The 13,405-nt window shown below is 42.0% G+C and carries 11 protein-coding genes; 9 read left to right on the top strand and 2 right to left on the bottom strand.

Going from position 1 to position 13,405, the window contains the following annotated elements; translation table 11 throughout:
- Positions 1–36: 36 nt before the first annotated feature.
- Complete coding sequence (locus C9J40_RS16545; protein WP_107247479.1) at positions 37–831, bottom strand: potassium channel family protein; 795 nt, start codon at positions 829–831, stop codon at positions 37–39.
- 130 nt (positions 832–961) lie between these two features.
- On the opposite strand from C9J40_RS16545, the gene C9J40_RS16540 reads away from it, so the two are divergent.
- The 3 genes from C9J40_RS16540 to hldE all read left to right on the top strand — a co-directional run bounded on the left by C9J40_RS16540 (position 962) and on the right by hldE (position 7,072).
- A complete protein-coding gene (locus C9J40_RS16540; RefSeq protein WP_107207660.1) occupies positions 962–2,542 on the top strand; it encodes a methyl-accepting chemotaxis protein in 1,581 nt (526 codons plus the stop codon).
- 123 nt (positions 2,543–2,665) lie between these two features.
- Complete coding sequence (glnE, locus tag C9J40_RS16535) at positions 2,666–5,563, top strand: bifunctional [glutamate--ammonia ligase]-adenylyl-L-tyrosine phosphorylase/[glutamate--ammonia-ligase] adenylyltransferase (protein WP_107247478.1); 2,898 nt, start codon at positions 2,666–2,668, stop codon at positions 5,561–5,563.
- A gap of 78 nt (positions 5,564–5,641) precedes the next feature.
- The gene (gene hldE / locus C9J40_RS16530) at positions 5,642–7,072 is read left to right on the top strand and encodes a bifunctional D-glycero-beta-D-manno-heptose-7-phosphate kinase/D-glycero-beta-D-manno-heptose 1-phosphate adenylyltransferase HldE (protein ID WP_107247477.1); all 1,431 of its coding nucleotides are present in this window, start codon (positions 5,642–5,644) and stop codon (positions 7,070–7,072) included.
- 74 nt (positions 7,073–7,146) lie between these two features.
- On the opposite strand, the gene tolC is transcribed toward hldE, so the two are convergent.
- The gene (gene tolC / locus C9J40_RS16525; RefSeq protein ID WP_107207662.1) at positions 7,147–8,445 is read right to left on the bottom strand and encodes an outer membrane channel protein TolC; all 1,299 of its coding nucleotides are present in this window, start codon (positions 8,443–8,445) and stop codon (positions 7,147–7,149) included.
- Here tolC and C9J40_RS16520 point away from each other — a divergent pair.
- The 6 genes from C9J40_RS16520 to parE all read left to right on the top strand — a co-directional run bounded on the left by C9J40_RS16520 (position 8,444) and on the right by parE (position 13,395).
- Positions 8,444–8,665, top strand: coding sequence for a hypothetical protein (locus C9J40_RS16520; protein ID WP_107207663.1), 222 nt, complete (start codon positions 8,444–8,446; stop codon positions 8,663–8,665). The genes tolC and C9J40_RS16520 overlap by 2 nt on opposite strands.
- 100 nt (positions 8,666–8,765) lie before the next feature.
- Complete coding sequence (gene nudF / locus C9J40_RS16515) at positions 8,766–9,389, top strand: ADP-ribose diphosphatase (RefSeq protein WP_107247476.1); 624 nt, start codon at positions 8,766–8,768, stop codon at positions 9,387–9,389.
- Positions 9,390–9,427: 38 nt separating this feature from the next.
- A complete protein-coding gene (locus tag C9J40_RS16510; protein ID WP_107207665.1) occupies positions 9,428–9,856 on the top strand; it encodes a DUF1249 family protein in 429 nt (142 codons plus the stop codon).
- A 38-nt stretch (positions 9,857–9,894) separates the two neighbouring features.
- Positions 9,895–10,719 carry a 3',5'-cyclic-AMP phosphodiesterase gene (cpdA, locus tag C9J40_RS16505; RefSeq protein ID WP_107207666.1) on the top strand — a complete coding sequence of 275 codons (825 nt, stop codon included), beginning with the start codon at positions 9,895–9,897 and terminating at the stop codon, positions 10,717–10,719.
- A complete protein-coding gene (yqiA, locus tag C9J40_RS16500) occupies positions 10,719–11,297 on the top strand; it encodes an esterase YqiA (RefSeq protein ID WP_107247475.1) in 579 nt (192 codons plus the stop codon). Before cpdA ends, yqiA begins: the two co-directional genes overlap by 1 nt.
- Before the next feature lie 214 nt (positions 11,298–11,511).
- Positions 11,512–13,395, top strand: coding sequence for a DNA topoisomerase IV subunit B (gene parE, locus C9J40_RS16495; RefSeq protein WP_105059453.1), 1,884 nt, complete (start codon positions 11,512–11,514; stop codon positions 13,393–13,395).
- Positions 13,396–13,405 lie beyond the last annotated feature (10 nt).

Here is a 13,405-nt window from a genome sequence, read left to right as displayed (position 1 = left end):
AGCAAGGCTTTTTTATAGCGATATATTTTTGTTTTCTTAATGCTGGCTTGGTGTATTGGTGCTTTTCTCTTGTGATAGTTGATCAAGTTTTGTTTCCAAGCGATCTAATTTAGCCAGTAAGACTTGTTGATTGGCTAGCATTTCTCGCCATTCTTTTCGATGTGCTTTTTCGAGTAAGTCTTTTTCATGTTGTGGATCTGAAATGATTGAGCTTATCAAACCAGCCACCATACCAAATAAACCCACACCACAGATGATGATCCCGACAGCAATGATTCGACCTAATGTTGTAACCGGATAATAATCGCCATAACCCACGGTTGAGATAGTGACAAATACCCACCATAGTGCATCCCCTGCAGTATGAATGTTCGCTTCAGGGACATTGCCTTCTACAAATAAGATAGAACTTGCGCCAATAGTGATAAGGACCGTCAATAATAAGAAGATCGAAGCCAAAGTGGTTTCTCGGCGATTGTTTTGTAGCTGAAAGTAAATGTGTTTACTCGAACGTAATAAGCGAATAACGCGCAGAACTTGTAAAATACGCATAAAACGTAACGGTTCGATAGCGGGAATACTGGCGATAAAATCAGGCCAGTGGTGCTTTAGGTAGGCAGCTTTACTTTCACTTCTAAATAAATCTATCAGCAGTTGGCACCAGAAAATCAGGCAGATAAAAGTGTCTATGGCAATAAAAATACGAAACGTTGGACTGTGTTTATTGAGAAAAAGTGTGCTGGTCACAATGATAAGCGAGGTGATAGAGAGAACCAATGCCATCAAACTCATGGGATGTAGCTCATACTTTACGTCATCAATTACTTTCATCACTAAGGTCTTTGTGGTTATTGTCGATATATTGCTATTAAGAAAGACGATAGCAAAATTCATTGATAGTTATTGTGCTTCATCTTCATTTATTTGACTTGAAAATTGAAGGGCAATAAGGAGGATCCAAATGGCAACGATGCACTTTTCATCATGGGAAAAAGGACTAACAAATATCCGTCTTGTGCCCAAATTGATCCTATTAATGGTATTTAGTACGGTACTGCTACTTGGAAAGCAGTTATGGGATGCCCAAACATTTTATTCTGCAGTCTCACAAATCCAAAAAGATCGTGCCAAAGAACAAGCGGTTTCATATTCTAATTTATTGAAAGGTAATGATAAATCAGGTGTCGATATAGCAAAATCCTTTTTTAACCAAGTTTCTGCTCAAGACGCGTATGTTTATATCATTGATCGTAAAAGTGGCAAGGTTGTTGGGCATCCATCTGTAACGCAACTGGATCAACTCAGTGCAACAACGTCAGAAAATCAACCCTTGTCAGCTTTACTCTCTCAATTAACGATCTCTTCTCCACTAACGTTAGATCAAGGGCGTTATGAATATGCAGAATTACTCCCCCAGCGTGATTTAGTGGTCGTGGGCTCTCAGTCAAGCCAAGTTGCTAATAACTATTACCATCAATACTTATGGCAAATTGCATGGCAAACAGGGGTTATGATCCTTGCCTTTATGGTGCTACTACTGGGTGGTTCAAGGATAATGCTACGTCAAATTAATTACTTAAAACTAAGTATTAAAAATTTGGCACAACGTAATTTAATTGAGCCGATTGAGATGGATTGCCGTGATGAATTTGGTGATTTAGCACGTGAACTAGAAACCGCACGTTTTCAGTTACAGGAAGTATTGCAAGCTCAACGTACAGTGGCGAGTGAGCTTTCGAGCCTGTCCGATATTATGTCAATTAGTATGGTAGAGACGAAAGCGTCGGCACAAGAAGAGTTTGCAGAGATTGATCAATTAGCTTCTGCGATGTCAGAAATGACCTCTACGGTACAAACCGTCGCTGAACATGCAAGGCAAGCTTCTGATGCCACAGTGGGAACATCAGAGCAAGCAGCGCAAGGACAAGAGTTTGTAGGCAAAACAATGAGCACAATTAATCAGCTTTCTGGCGATATTCGTCAATCTGCTGATGCGGTTAATCAGGTCGAAGCGCGCGTTGAGAAGATCAGCACAGTTATTGTGACAATCCAAAGTATTTCAGAGCAAACCAATCTACTGGCATTGAACGCTGCGATTGAAGCTGCACGCGCAGGCGATGCTGGACGCGGTTTTGCTGTTGTTGCCGATGAAGTACGTAATTTGGCGCAACGGACACAAACTGCAACGGTTGAAATTCAAGAGATGATCAGTCAATTACAACAAAGTGCCCAGCAAGCCGTGGGTTTGATGGAGCAAAGTGTTGAAGAGGCGGCTGAAGGGGTTGACTTGGTGACCAATGCTGGGGATGAATTAGAAAAAATTGTTGCACAAGTAAAGCTAATTAATGATATGAATTTCCATATTGCCACCGCAGCAGAGCAGCAAACAACGGTTGCTGATGAGATGAACCAGAATTTAACCAATGTACGAGAGCTGGTAGAAGCGTCGGTGACAGTGGTGACTGAGCTTGCTGAAACGTCAGATACCATGCACCAACATGCTAATGATTTAGAAACAAAAATTAAGGCATTTCAGGTGTAACTCATCGCCTCATGTAATGAGATAACCTGTAATGTATAAAATTATAACGCCCATCATTTGATGGGCGTTTTTCTATGCTAATGTAGAAACAATTCTGTCAGATTACTTGTTCAAGGAAAGCACATGACTGTAGAAAATAGCGCTTTTTTTCCTAATATTTCTCGTTTTACTTCTCTGGCTGATGCCGCTGATCTTGCTATTCATAAACTTGCCGAACATCACCCTGAAGCGTTAGCGCAATGGCAAGGGCAAGATAGAGAAGAGCTGCGTTCAGTTTTAGGCTTAAGTGATTTTATTTTTTCGTCATTAGTGCAAGATCCTGAATGGCTAACTTGGCTACTGCATCATCGTCAGCATCTTGAATCGATTGATTACCGCCAGTGCTTATCTGAGCAGTTAAATGATGTGAAAGATGAAAACCAATTAATGCATGTGTTAAGGCAATTTCGTCGTCGACAAATGTGCCTTATTGCTTGGCATGACTTTACTAATGTTGTCCCGTTAAAGCAGAGTTTAGAGTCTTTATCGCAGCTTGCTGAAGCGTTGATCATGGAAGCCTACCATTGGTTATATCATCAATGTTGTGCTGATTGGGGCACACCAATGAACGCAAGCGGTGAAGCTCAACCTATGTTGGTATTAGGAATGGGTAAACTGGGTGGTGGAGAGCTAAACTTTTCTTCTGATATCGATCTTATTTTTACCTATCCAGAAAATGGTGAAACACAAGGTGGGCGTCGAAGTCTTGCCAATGCGCAGTTCTTTACCCGTCTAGGACAGAAGCTGATTAAAGCGTTAGATCAACAAACTTATGATGGTTTTTGTTATCGCGTTGATATGCGTTTACGTCCTTTTGGCGACAGTGGTCCATTAGTGATGAGCTATGCTGCCCTTGAAGATTATTACCAAGAGCAAGGACGTGATTGGGAACGTTATGCGATGATCAAAGCGCGCGTGATGGGCAAAGAAAGCTTTAGCCAGTATCAAGAATTACGTCAAATGCTACGGCCCTTTGTTTTTCGTCGTTATATCGACTTCAGTGCTGTACAAGCTTTGCGTCGCATGAAAGCGATGATCAGCAGTGAAGTAAGACGTCGAGGACTTAGCAATAATATTAAATTAGGCGCTGGTGGGATCCGAGAGGTTGAATTTATCGCGCAGTCATTTCAGTTGATCCGTGGTGGACGTGAACCGAGTCTGCGAGGACGAGGATTACTGCCCACCTTATCAGCGATGAATGAATTAGGTTTATTGCCATCACAAGATGTGGCTGTGTTACAAGATGGCTATTGTTTCTTGCGCCGTTTAGAGAATTTACTCCAAGCAATCGATGATAAACAAACCCAAACGTTACCAGATAAAGCACTTGATCAAGCGCGTTTAGCGTGTGCAATGGGATATGCTGATTGGGCTGCTTTACTGCAAGATGTCGAATCTCATATGTCTGCAATTCACTTGATTTTTGAAGATATCATCGGTGTGGAGGAGCAAGATGATCAAGCAAGTGTTGATGCTCAATACCATGAAATGTGGGCAATGGTGCTCAATTATGAAGTCTTACTCGCGATCCTTGCTGAATTAAATGAGCCAGCATCCATTGAGTTAGCAGAGCACTTAATTGGTTTTAAAGCTGAGCTATCTAAACGTACATTGGGCCCCCGTGGGCGCGAAGTGTTAGCTCGCCTAATGCCCGAAGTATTATCACAGGTTGTGATGCGAGATGATGCGACTCAACTGTTACCGCGTTTAACCAAACTGATCATTCGGATCGCAACACGTACCACTTATCTTGAGCTATTGGTTGAACACCCAGCCGCTTTACAGCAATTGATTCGACTTTGTGCAGCAAGCCCAATGGTTGCCGATCAGCTGGCGTTATATCCACTTTTATTAGATGAATTACTCGATCCACAGCACCTTTATAAGCCGACAGAGCTCACCAGTTATAAAGACGAATTGCGTGAATATCTTGCTCGTATTCCAGAAGAAGATATGGAGCAGCAAATGGAGGCGATTCGACAGTTTAAGCAAGTTCAGTTGTTGAAAATTGCAGCAGCTGACATTGCTGGTATTTTACCTGTGATGAAGGTTAGTGATCACTTAACTTATTTAGCTGAAGCGATTGTTGCAGCTGTAGTGAACCAAGCATGGTTACAAATCGCTCAGAAATATGGTGAGCCGAGCCATTTAGTTGAACGACAGGGGAAAGGGTTTGGTGTTGTGGGCTATGGTAAAGTTGGTGGTTGGGAGCTTGGTTATGGCTCTGATCTTGATTTGGTTTTTATGCATGATTGCCCTGATAATGTTTACACCAACGGCCTTAAAGAAATAGATGGCCGTCAATTTTATTTACGTCTAGCGCAACGGATCATTCACCTATTTTCAACTCGAACCGCATCAGGCGTGTTATATGAGGTTGATATGCGGTTACGTCCATCTGGTGCATCAGGGTTATTGGTCAGTACCGTCACCGCGTTTGCTGATTATCAGCAGCAAGAGGCGTGGACATGGGAGCATCAGGCGCTTGTTCGTGCTCGCATGATTTATGGTGACCAACAATTGCAGCATGCCTTTGCCGATGTTCGCCAGCAGATATTATCAATTCCTCGCAAACGAAATGAATTAGCCAAAGCCGTTGTCGAGATGCGCCATAAAATGCGTGATCATTTAGGTAAGAAAAAAGCGGGAATGTTTGGTTTAAAACAAGATAAAGGTGGGATCACCGATATTGAATTTCTCGCCCAATTTCTTGTGTTAGCGAATGCTGCTGAGCAACCTGACGTAACTCGTTGGTCTGATAATATCCGTATATTTTCATCAATGACGCAAGAAGGCATCATTTCTGCTGAGGATGCAAAATTACTCCAGCATGCTTACTGTGAAATGCGTAATGAAACCCATAAGCTTAATTTATTAGGATCAGATGCGTATGTATCTGATAAACAATTTGTTGAGCTACGAGAAAATGTTGAAGCGATATGGCTGCAAATTTTAGAGCCAATCAATAGTGATGATAATTAACGGAATAACATTGTCCTGATGCATCTTGATTTTAGTTTATGCTAGTATTTGAGCGTTTTCATATTCCCGGAGAAAAAAATGAAACTGACCCTTCCTGATTATAACCAAGCAGGTGTCTTGATTGTTGGTGATGTCATGCTAGACCGTTATTGGACAGGTCCTACAGGGCGAATTTCACCAGAAGCGCCAGTACCTGTTGTTAAGGTTGATCAGATTGAAGAGCGCCCGGGCGGTGCCGCTAACGTTGCAATGAATATTGCAGCATTAGGCGGGCATGCAAAATTGATTGGTTTAACGGGCATTGACGAGCAAGCGAAAGCGCTGACTGAAAAGTTATCTTCACTGAACGTTTATTGTGATTTTGTTTCACTGCCTAACTATCCGACAATTACCAAACTTCGTGTAATGAGTCGTGGGCAACAGTTGATCCGTTTAGACTTTGAAGAAGGTTTTCATAACGTTGATCCTGCACCGATCATGGCGCGCATGAAGCAATCCTTAACGGATGTGAAAGCCGTCATTTTATCTGATTATGCGAAAGGCGTATTAGAGCACGTTCAAGGTATGATCCAATTAGCGCGCGAAGCAAATGTGCCTGTGTTAATTGATCCAAAAGGTTCAGATTTTGAACGTTACCGTGGCGCTACGTTACTTACACCGAACTTATCTGAATTTGAAGCGGTAGTAGGTAAAGTCACGTCAGATGAAGACTTAGTTGAGAAAGGTTTAGCCCTTATTGAAAAGTTTGATTTTGAAGCCTTGTTAGTCACTCGCTCTGAGCATGGTATGACGTTACTTGAAAAAGGCAGTGAGCCTTTACATATGCCAACGCAAGCGCAAGAAGTGTATGACGTAACAGGTGCTGGTGACACGGTGATCTCAGTGCTTGCCGCTTCATTATCTGCAGGTAAATCGTTATCAGATGCTTGTAAATTAGCCAATGCTGCGGCTGGTGTCGTTGTCGCGAAACTGGGTACATCAACCTTATCTACTATTGAATTAACAGATGCCATTCATGGTAGCCAAGACAGTGGTTTTGGTGTTATTTCTGAGCCTCAATTAATTCAAGCTGTAAAGTCAGCACGTGCGCGTGGTGAGAAAGTAGTTATGACAAATGGCTGTTTTGATATTTTACATGCTGGTCATGTTGCTTATTTAACTGAAGCTGCAAAATTAGGTGATCGTTTAATTGTTGCGGTTAACTCTGATAGTTCAGTGAAAGGCTTAAAAGGTCCTGGTCGTCCAGTCAATCCAGAAGACCGTCGTATGGCGGTATTGGCAGGTCTTGGTGCAGTTGATTGGGTGGTACCGTTTACCGAGGAAACACCACAACGTTTGATCAGTGAAGTGCTGCCGAGCCTTTTGGTGAAAGGTGGCGATTATAAACCTGAAGAAATTGCGGGTGGTAAAGAAGTTGTGGCAGCTGGTGGTCAAGTACTGGTACTTAACTTTGAAGACGGCTGCTCTACATCCAAAATTATTGAAGCGATCCGTGGTGGCCGTGGCTAATCAGTTATAGCGACAAAAATCGCAGATAATAAAAAAGCGCCTTTGGGCGCTTTTTTATTTTTGATGATTAAAACTTATTGTTTAATTAAGCCTTTATTTATATCAACAATATCTTGCTCACTCAGGGTACCTACCGCTTGTTTTAGCTGTAGTTGTGCAAGAATATAATTATAACGAGCATTAGCTAATAGGCTATTTGCTGAATAGAGGCTCTTTGTTGAGTCAAGAACATCAACAATAGTACGCGTACCCACATCAAAGCCCGCTTCTGTTGCTTCTAAAGCTGATTTAGCTGAAATAACTAGTTGTTTGTATGCTTTTATTGAACCAGCAGCGGCATGAATGTTGTTGTAATAGTTACGTACATCTTTCACAACTGTGCGGTATTGGCCTTCAAGCTCTTCACTAGAGGCAACATATGCGTATTGCGCTTGTTTTACTTGAGAGCTGATATTACCACCAGAGTAGACTGGAAGGTTTAACTGAATTCCTGCAGTCAAAGAACCTTGATCTGGATCTGGAGTGCCCGGTCCTGACTTATTATATTGATAACCTGAAGTGAACGATAAGGTTGGTAGATGGCCTGATTCTGCAAGTGAAATATTGTCTCTTGCGATATCTTGACCAATTCTTGACGCCAATAATGATAGGTTGTCAGTCTCAGCTGTTTTTACAAACGTATCAGGTGATTGTTGTAATGGCGTCACTGAGAAAGTCTTGGTGTTCAAGGCATCCAGAGAGGTGTACTCACGGCCTGTAATTTCACGCAGTTCTTCGTAGCTATTTGCGACTGCATTTTCTTTTAGAATCACATCAGCTGCAACTTTATCGTATTGTGCTTGGGCGTCATGGACATCCGTAATGGCAGATAGACCCACTTCAAAGCGCTGTTTCATCTGTTCTAGTTGTCGGCCTACAGCTTTCTTTTCGGCCTCACCAAAACTCAGATCGTCTTTGGCTTCTAAAACATTAAAGTAAGCCTGTGCGACACGAAGAATTAAGCCTTGTTGCTCAGCTGAGTATGCAGCATCACTTTGACGGGCTTTTTTTTCTGATACATCTAAACCAATCCAGCTTGAGCGATTATAAATCTCTTGGTCAAGCTGAAGACCGCCAACAAATCCATCTGTATTTTTGTCTTTGGCATCTAAATGGTAAGTATTGTAGCCCGCGCTTAAGTTAATCTGCGGTAGTAACGTACTTCGAGATGAGTTAATTGCTTCAAATGCTGCATCTTTATCTGCTGCAGCTTTTAGAAGTTGTGGATCATTTTGTTTTGCTTGCTGATAAATTTGAGCGAGATCATCAGCAAGAGCTGATTGACTTAGTGAGCCAAATGCAAGGCTGATAACGATTGGAAGCAATTTTTTCATGGATGCCTTTCCTGGTCTTGCTGACAAAATGGGAGCTAAAAATATAATTACAAATTGTAGTTTACCTCAACATGCCTTGCTTGAAACTGATCATTGCAAAAATTTACCTAAATATGATGGTTTATTTTTTATTTATGGTGGTGGAAATTTAAACTCTTATCAATTTGGTTTAAAAAAAAATGTAATATTTATTAATTTTGTTGAAGTTAAACGTTGCTGATAATCTGATTGAATGAAAAGATAGCTAACCTTCTCTGTTTGTTATGATTATCTGTTAATTATTGCGAGCTAGCGCACTTTATTTATACAAGGGAATAATGATGAGCCAAAATGAGAAAAGTCCACTGCAGTTTGGTGTGGATGATGTAAAAGTTGAGGCGAAAGATATTGTCTACAATGGCTTTTTTAAAATGGTGAAATACCGTTTTCGTCATAAACTTTTTGCAGGCGGATGGAGCGATACGGTCAATCGAGAAATGTTTGAACGTGGGCATGCCGCCGCCTTATTACCTTATGATCCAGTCACTGATGAGGTTGTTTTAATTGAACAATTTCGTGTCGGTGCGATGGCGGCTGGCTGTGAGCCTTGGCAGTTAGAAATTGTCGCGGGCATGATTGATCACCAAGGTGAATCTGCAGAAGATGTCGTTAAACGAGAAGCTGTTGAAGAGGCGGGGCTAACCGTCACTGAACTTCAAAAAGTGACGCGTTATTTATCAAGCTCAGGTGGTTGCTCTGAAATGCTGGATATATTCGTTGGCACTGTTGATAGCACAACAGCGAGTGGTATTCATGGTTTAGCTGAAGAAAGTGAAGATATTCGGGTGCATGTTGTGTCAAGAACACAGGCCTATCAGTGGGTAGAATCTGGTAAAATTGAAAATGCAGCCTCGATTATTGCCTTACAATGGTTACAGCTTCATTATTTACAGTTACAGCAATAGGCCAATAAAAGGTTGTAACTATTTAAAGGATTTTGTCATTGAACTCTCGATACTCTGTCGATTTATCAAGCCTAATGCGCTTGTATGAAACCAATTATGCTAAGTTGCTCCCGTTATTACCTCGTAGTGACGAAGTGGGTGATGAAAGGTTTTATCGAGTGTGTGATGATATATATCGCTTAAAAATAATAGAATCCACACGCTATACTACGATGATTTCTCTAGGGTTAAAGAGTGATCAAGATGTTGTCGATTATTTATCGCCAGCGTTAACAGTAAGGCTTTATCATGATGCTAGAGTCGCAGAAGTGTGTTCCGCTCAACAGATTTCTCGTTTAAAGCCAATATATGATTATCCTAACTTGCGTATGCATCAGAAAGATGAGAAACATCAAGTAAATCGTTTTTTAGGCGATTGGTTAAACCATTGTTTACGCCGTGGGATCAGTAACCAATCTGTTTGTTAACTGTTTTTGATTGATTAAAAGACAAGGTTTTTGACGTTTTGCAGACCTATTCGCTGCCACAGACGAACCCTGATAGTGTGGTTCTTCTTCAAATTACAGACACTCATTTGTTTGCCAATGAATCAGGCGCTCTGCTTGGTGTGGCAACTCAACAGAGCTTTCATGCCGTCCTTAATGCGGTAGATGCTTCTACGCGTAAATTTGATGCAATTGTTGCAACGGGAGATATTTCCCAAGATCACACTCCTGATTCCTACCAACGTTTTGCTGAAGGCATTGCTCGTTGGGAACAACCGTGTTTTTGGTTACCGGGCAATCACGATTACCAACCAACCATGGCATCAATATTACCTTCTGAACAAATTAAAGATAGTGAACAAATATTGGTCGGTGATCATTGGCAAGTTGTCCTACTTGATAGCCAAGTAGCTGGTGTTCCACATGGCGAATTATCTCATCATCAATTAGCACTACTTGATCATGCTTTATCGCTACACCCTGAGCGACATGCGTTGGTATTACTTCATCACCATCCGTTACCCGCGGGGAGCGCATGGCTTGATCAGCATCAATTACACAATAGTGATGCGCTGTGGCAGGTCATTGATAAACATCCTCAAGTAAAAGCTATTTTATGCGGTCATATTCATCAAGAGTTGGATCGTATTCATCGTGATGTCAGAGTGCTAGCGACACCTTCGACGTGTATTCAATTTCTACCCGATTCTGATGATTTTGCATTAGATCAAGTAACCCCAGGTTGGCGTTATTTAGAATTAACCGCGACAGGGGATATTATTACTCACGTTGAACGTCTTGAAGGTGATGTATTCCAACCAACTTTTGATTCAGCAGGGTATTAATGGCATCACTATTGATTTATTTGCACGGCTTTAATAGCTCGCCACAATCATTAAAAGCGCAGCAAATGGCGCAGTATTGTGCAAACCATCGACCTGATATTAAGGTTGTGATGCCGCAACTACCGAGCTACCCTGAAGAAGCGCAGGTTTATCTTGAACAGTTGATCCTTCGCTGCAAAGACGAGTACAAGATAGGTTTAGTAGGGAGTTCATTAGGTGGGTATTTATGTACTTGGTTAAGTGAACGGTTTGCTTTAGCTGCGGTATTAATTAACCCAGCAGTAAAACCTTATGAGTTGTTAGTTGATTATTTAGGACCCCAGCAGAATCCATATAGTGGCGAAAATTATGTACTTGTTCCCCAGCATATGGCGCAATTGCAGCAACTAGATGTGGCGACATTACATGCTCCACAACGTTTTTGGGTGCTATTGCAAGAAGGTGATGAAGTATTAGATTATCGCCAATCCATAATGAAATATGCTGAATCAAAATTGACCGTTGAACCTAATGGGGATCATAGTTTTGTCAATTTTGAACGATTTCCTGCATCAATTATCCAATTCTTAGAATTATAACTGGTAGAATGCTGCCATGTTTAGCATTCGCGAGTGACTCTGTGTCGCGATATGTTTTCTGATATTACTTATATTTCTATGACATGTTCTATCTGATGTTCTTGTAAATAACATCATTACTCACAGTCATGAGCCTTCATGTGTCCCAGAACTTGACATATAGCGCTGGGTTACTGACTATTATTTTCAAAACTTTCCCGTAAATTTCCGTGATATGACAGATCAAAGCTATAACGCTGGAGCCATTGAGGTTCTTAATGGCCTTGAGCCAGTACGCCGCCGTCCCGGTATGTATACCGATACGGCTCGACCTAACCACTTAGGTCAAGAAGTTATCGATAACAGTGTCGATGAAGCATTGGCTGGACATGCCCGTAAAGTTGAAGTGATCCTTCATGCCGATCAATCATTAGAGGTGGTTGATGATGGTCGTGGTATGCCTGTTGATATTCACCCCGAAGAAGGTGTATCAGGGGTTGAACTTATTTTATGTAAGCTTCACGCCGGTGGTAAGTTTTCTGGTAAAAACTACCAATTTTCAGGTGGTTTACACGGGGTAGGTATCTCGGTTGTAAACGCCCTTTCTAAGCGTGTTGAAGTTACGGTAAAACGTGATGGTCAAGTGTATCAAATTGCCTTTGAAAATGGCGATAAGGTCTCAGAGCTTGAGGTGATAGGCACTTGTGGCCGTCGCGCAAAAGGCACACGAGTTCACTTTTGGCCAGATCCAAAATATTTCGACAGTGCCAAGTTCTCAGTTTCCCGCCTGAAGAGCAATCTAAAAGCTAAAGCAGTGTTATGCCCTGGTTTAGAAATTGTATTCACCAATAAAATCACTGATGAAACGATTCGTTGGTGCTATGAAGATGGCTTAAAAGACTACCTTGCTGAAGGTGTAAAAGGGTATACATTACTGCCAGAAGAACCATTTACTGGTGTGTTCAGTTCGCAAACAGAAGCCGCTGATTGGGCGCTGTTATGGCTACCTGAAGGTGGTGAATTGATCACTGAAAGTTATGTTAACTTGATCCCAACAGCGCAAGGGGGGACTCACGTTAATGGTCTGCGTCAGGGCTTGTTAGATGCGATGCGTGAATTCTGTGAATTCCGTAATCTTCTGCCACGAGGCGTGAAATTAACGGCTGATGATATTTGGGATCGTTGTGCGTATGTCTTGTCGGTAAAAATCCAAGATCCACAATTTGCCGGTCAAACCAAAGAACGTTTATCGTCACGTCAATGTGCGGCGTTTGTTTCTGGTGTGGTAAAAGATGCCTTTAGCTTATGGCTTAATGAGCGTCCACAACTGGCAGAGCAATTAGCAGAAGTCTGTATTGCAAATGCGCACCGTCGTATGCGTGCAAGCAAAAAAGTGGTACGTAAGAAAATTGCATCAGGCCCAGCACTGCCTGGTAAGTTAGCGGACTGTTCACAACAAGATCTTAATCGCACTGAATTATTCCTTGTCGAGGGTGACTCGGCGGGCGGCTCGGCGAAACAAGCTCGTGATCGTATGTTCCAAGCGATCATGCCACTTCGCGGTAAAATTTTAAATACGTGGGAAGTGTCTGCCGATCAAGTCCTTGCCTCTCAAGAAGTCCATGATATTTCGGTCGCACTTGGTATTGATCCAGATAGTGATGATTTAAGTGGGCTTCGTTACGGTAAGATCTGCGTCCTTGCGGATGCGGACTCCGATGGTCTTCACATTGCTACCTTGTTGTGTGCGTTATTTATGAAGCACTTTGAAACCTTAGTACGTGCCGGACATGTATTTATTGCAATGCCTCCTTTGTACCGTATCGATTTGGGTAAAGAAGTGTACTACGCCCTCGATGAAGCTGAGAAAAACAGTATTCTTGATCGCCTAAAAGGTAAGCGTGGCAAGGTTAATGTTCAGCGATTCAAAGGTCTGGGTGAGATGAACCCATTGCAATTGCGTGAAACGACCATGGATCCGAATACTCGCCGTTTAGTGCAGTTAACGATTGATGACGACAGTGAAACCAACGAAATGATGGACATGCTACTTGGTAAGAAGCGTGCTGAAGATCGTCGTCACTGGTTGCAAAGCAAAGGCGATATGGCTGAAGTGTGATCAGCTTTTT

The organism is Photobacterium sp. GB-72, assembly GCF_003026095.1.
In the GTDB taxonomy this organism is placed as follows: domain Bacteria; phylum Pseudomonadota; class Gammaproteobacteria; order Enterobacterales; family Vibrionaceae; genus Photobacterium.
The sequence above is the reverse complement of the archived record's forward strand: the minus strand, read 5'-3'. Positions and strand labels throughout refer to the sequence as shown.

Excerpts from the sequence above, each read along its gene's own strand:
- C9J40_RS16545 (WP_107247479.1), bottom strand. The coding sequence starts at position 831 with ATGAAAGTAATTGATGACGTAAAGTATGAGCTACATCCCATGAGTTTG.
- C9J40_RS16540 (WP_107207660.1), top strand. The coding sequence starts at position 962 with ATGGCAACGATGCACTTTTCATCATGGGAAAAAGGACTAACAAATATC.
- glnE (WP_107247478.1), top strand. The coding sequence starts at position 2,666 with ATGACTGTAGAAAATAGCGCTTTTTTTCCTAATATTTCTCGTTTTACT.
- hldE (WP_107247477.1), top strand. The coding sequence starts at position 5,642 with ATGAAACTGACCCTTCCTGATTATAACCAAGCAGGTGTCTTGATTGTT.
- C9J40_RS16520 (WP_107207663.1), top strand. The coding sequence starts at position 8,444 with ATGGATGCCTTTCCTGGTCTTGCTGACAAAATGGGAGCTAAAAATATA.
- tolC (WP_107207662.1), bottom strand. The coding sequence starts at position 8,445 with ATGAAAAAATTGCTTCCAATCGTTATCAGCCTTGCATTTGGCTCACTA.
- nudF (WP_107247476.1), top strand. The coding sequence starts at position 8,766 with ATGAGCCAAAATGAGAAAAGTCCACTGCAGTTTGGTGTGGATGATGTA.
- yqiA (WP_107247475.1), top strand. The coding sequence starts at position 10,719 with ATGGCATCACTATTGATTTATTTGCACGGCTTTAATAGCTCGCCACAA.
- parE (WP_105059453.1), top strand. The coding sequence starts at position 11,512 with ATGACAGATCAAAGCTATAACGCTGGAGCCATTGAGGTTCTTAATGGC.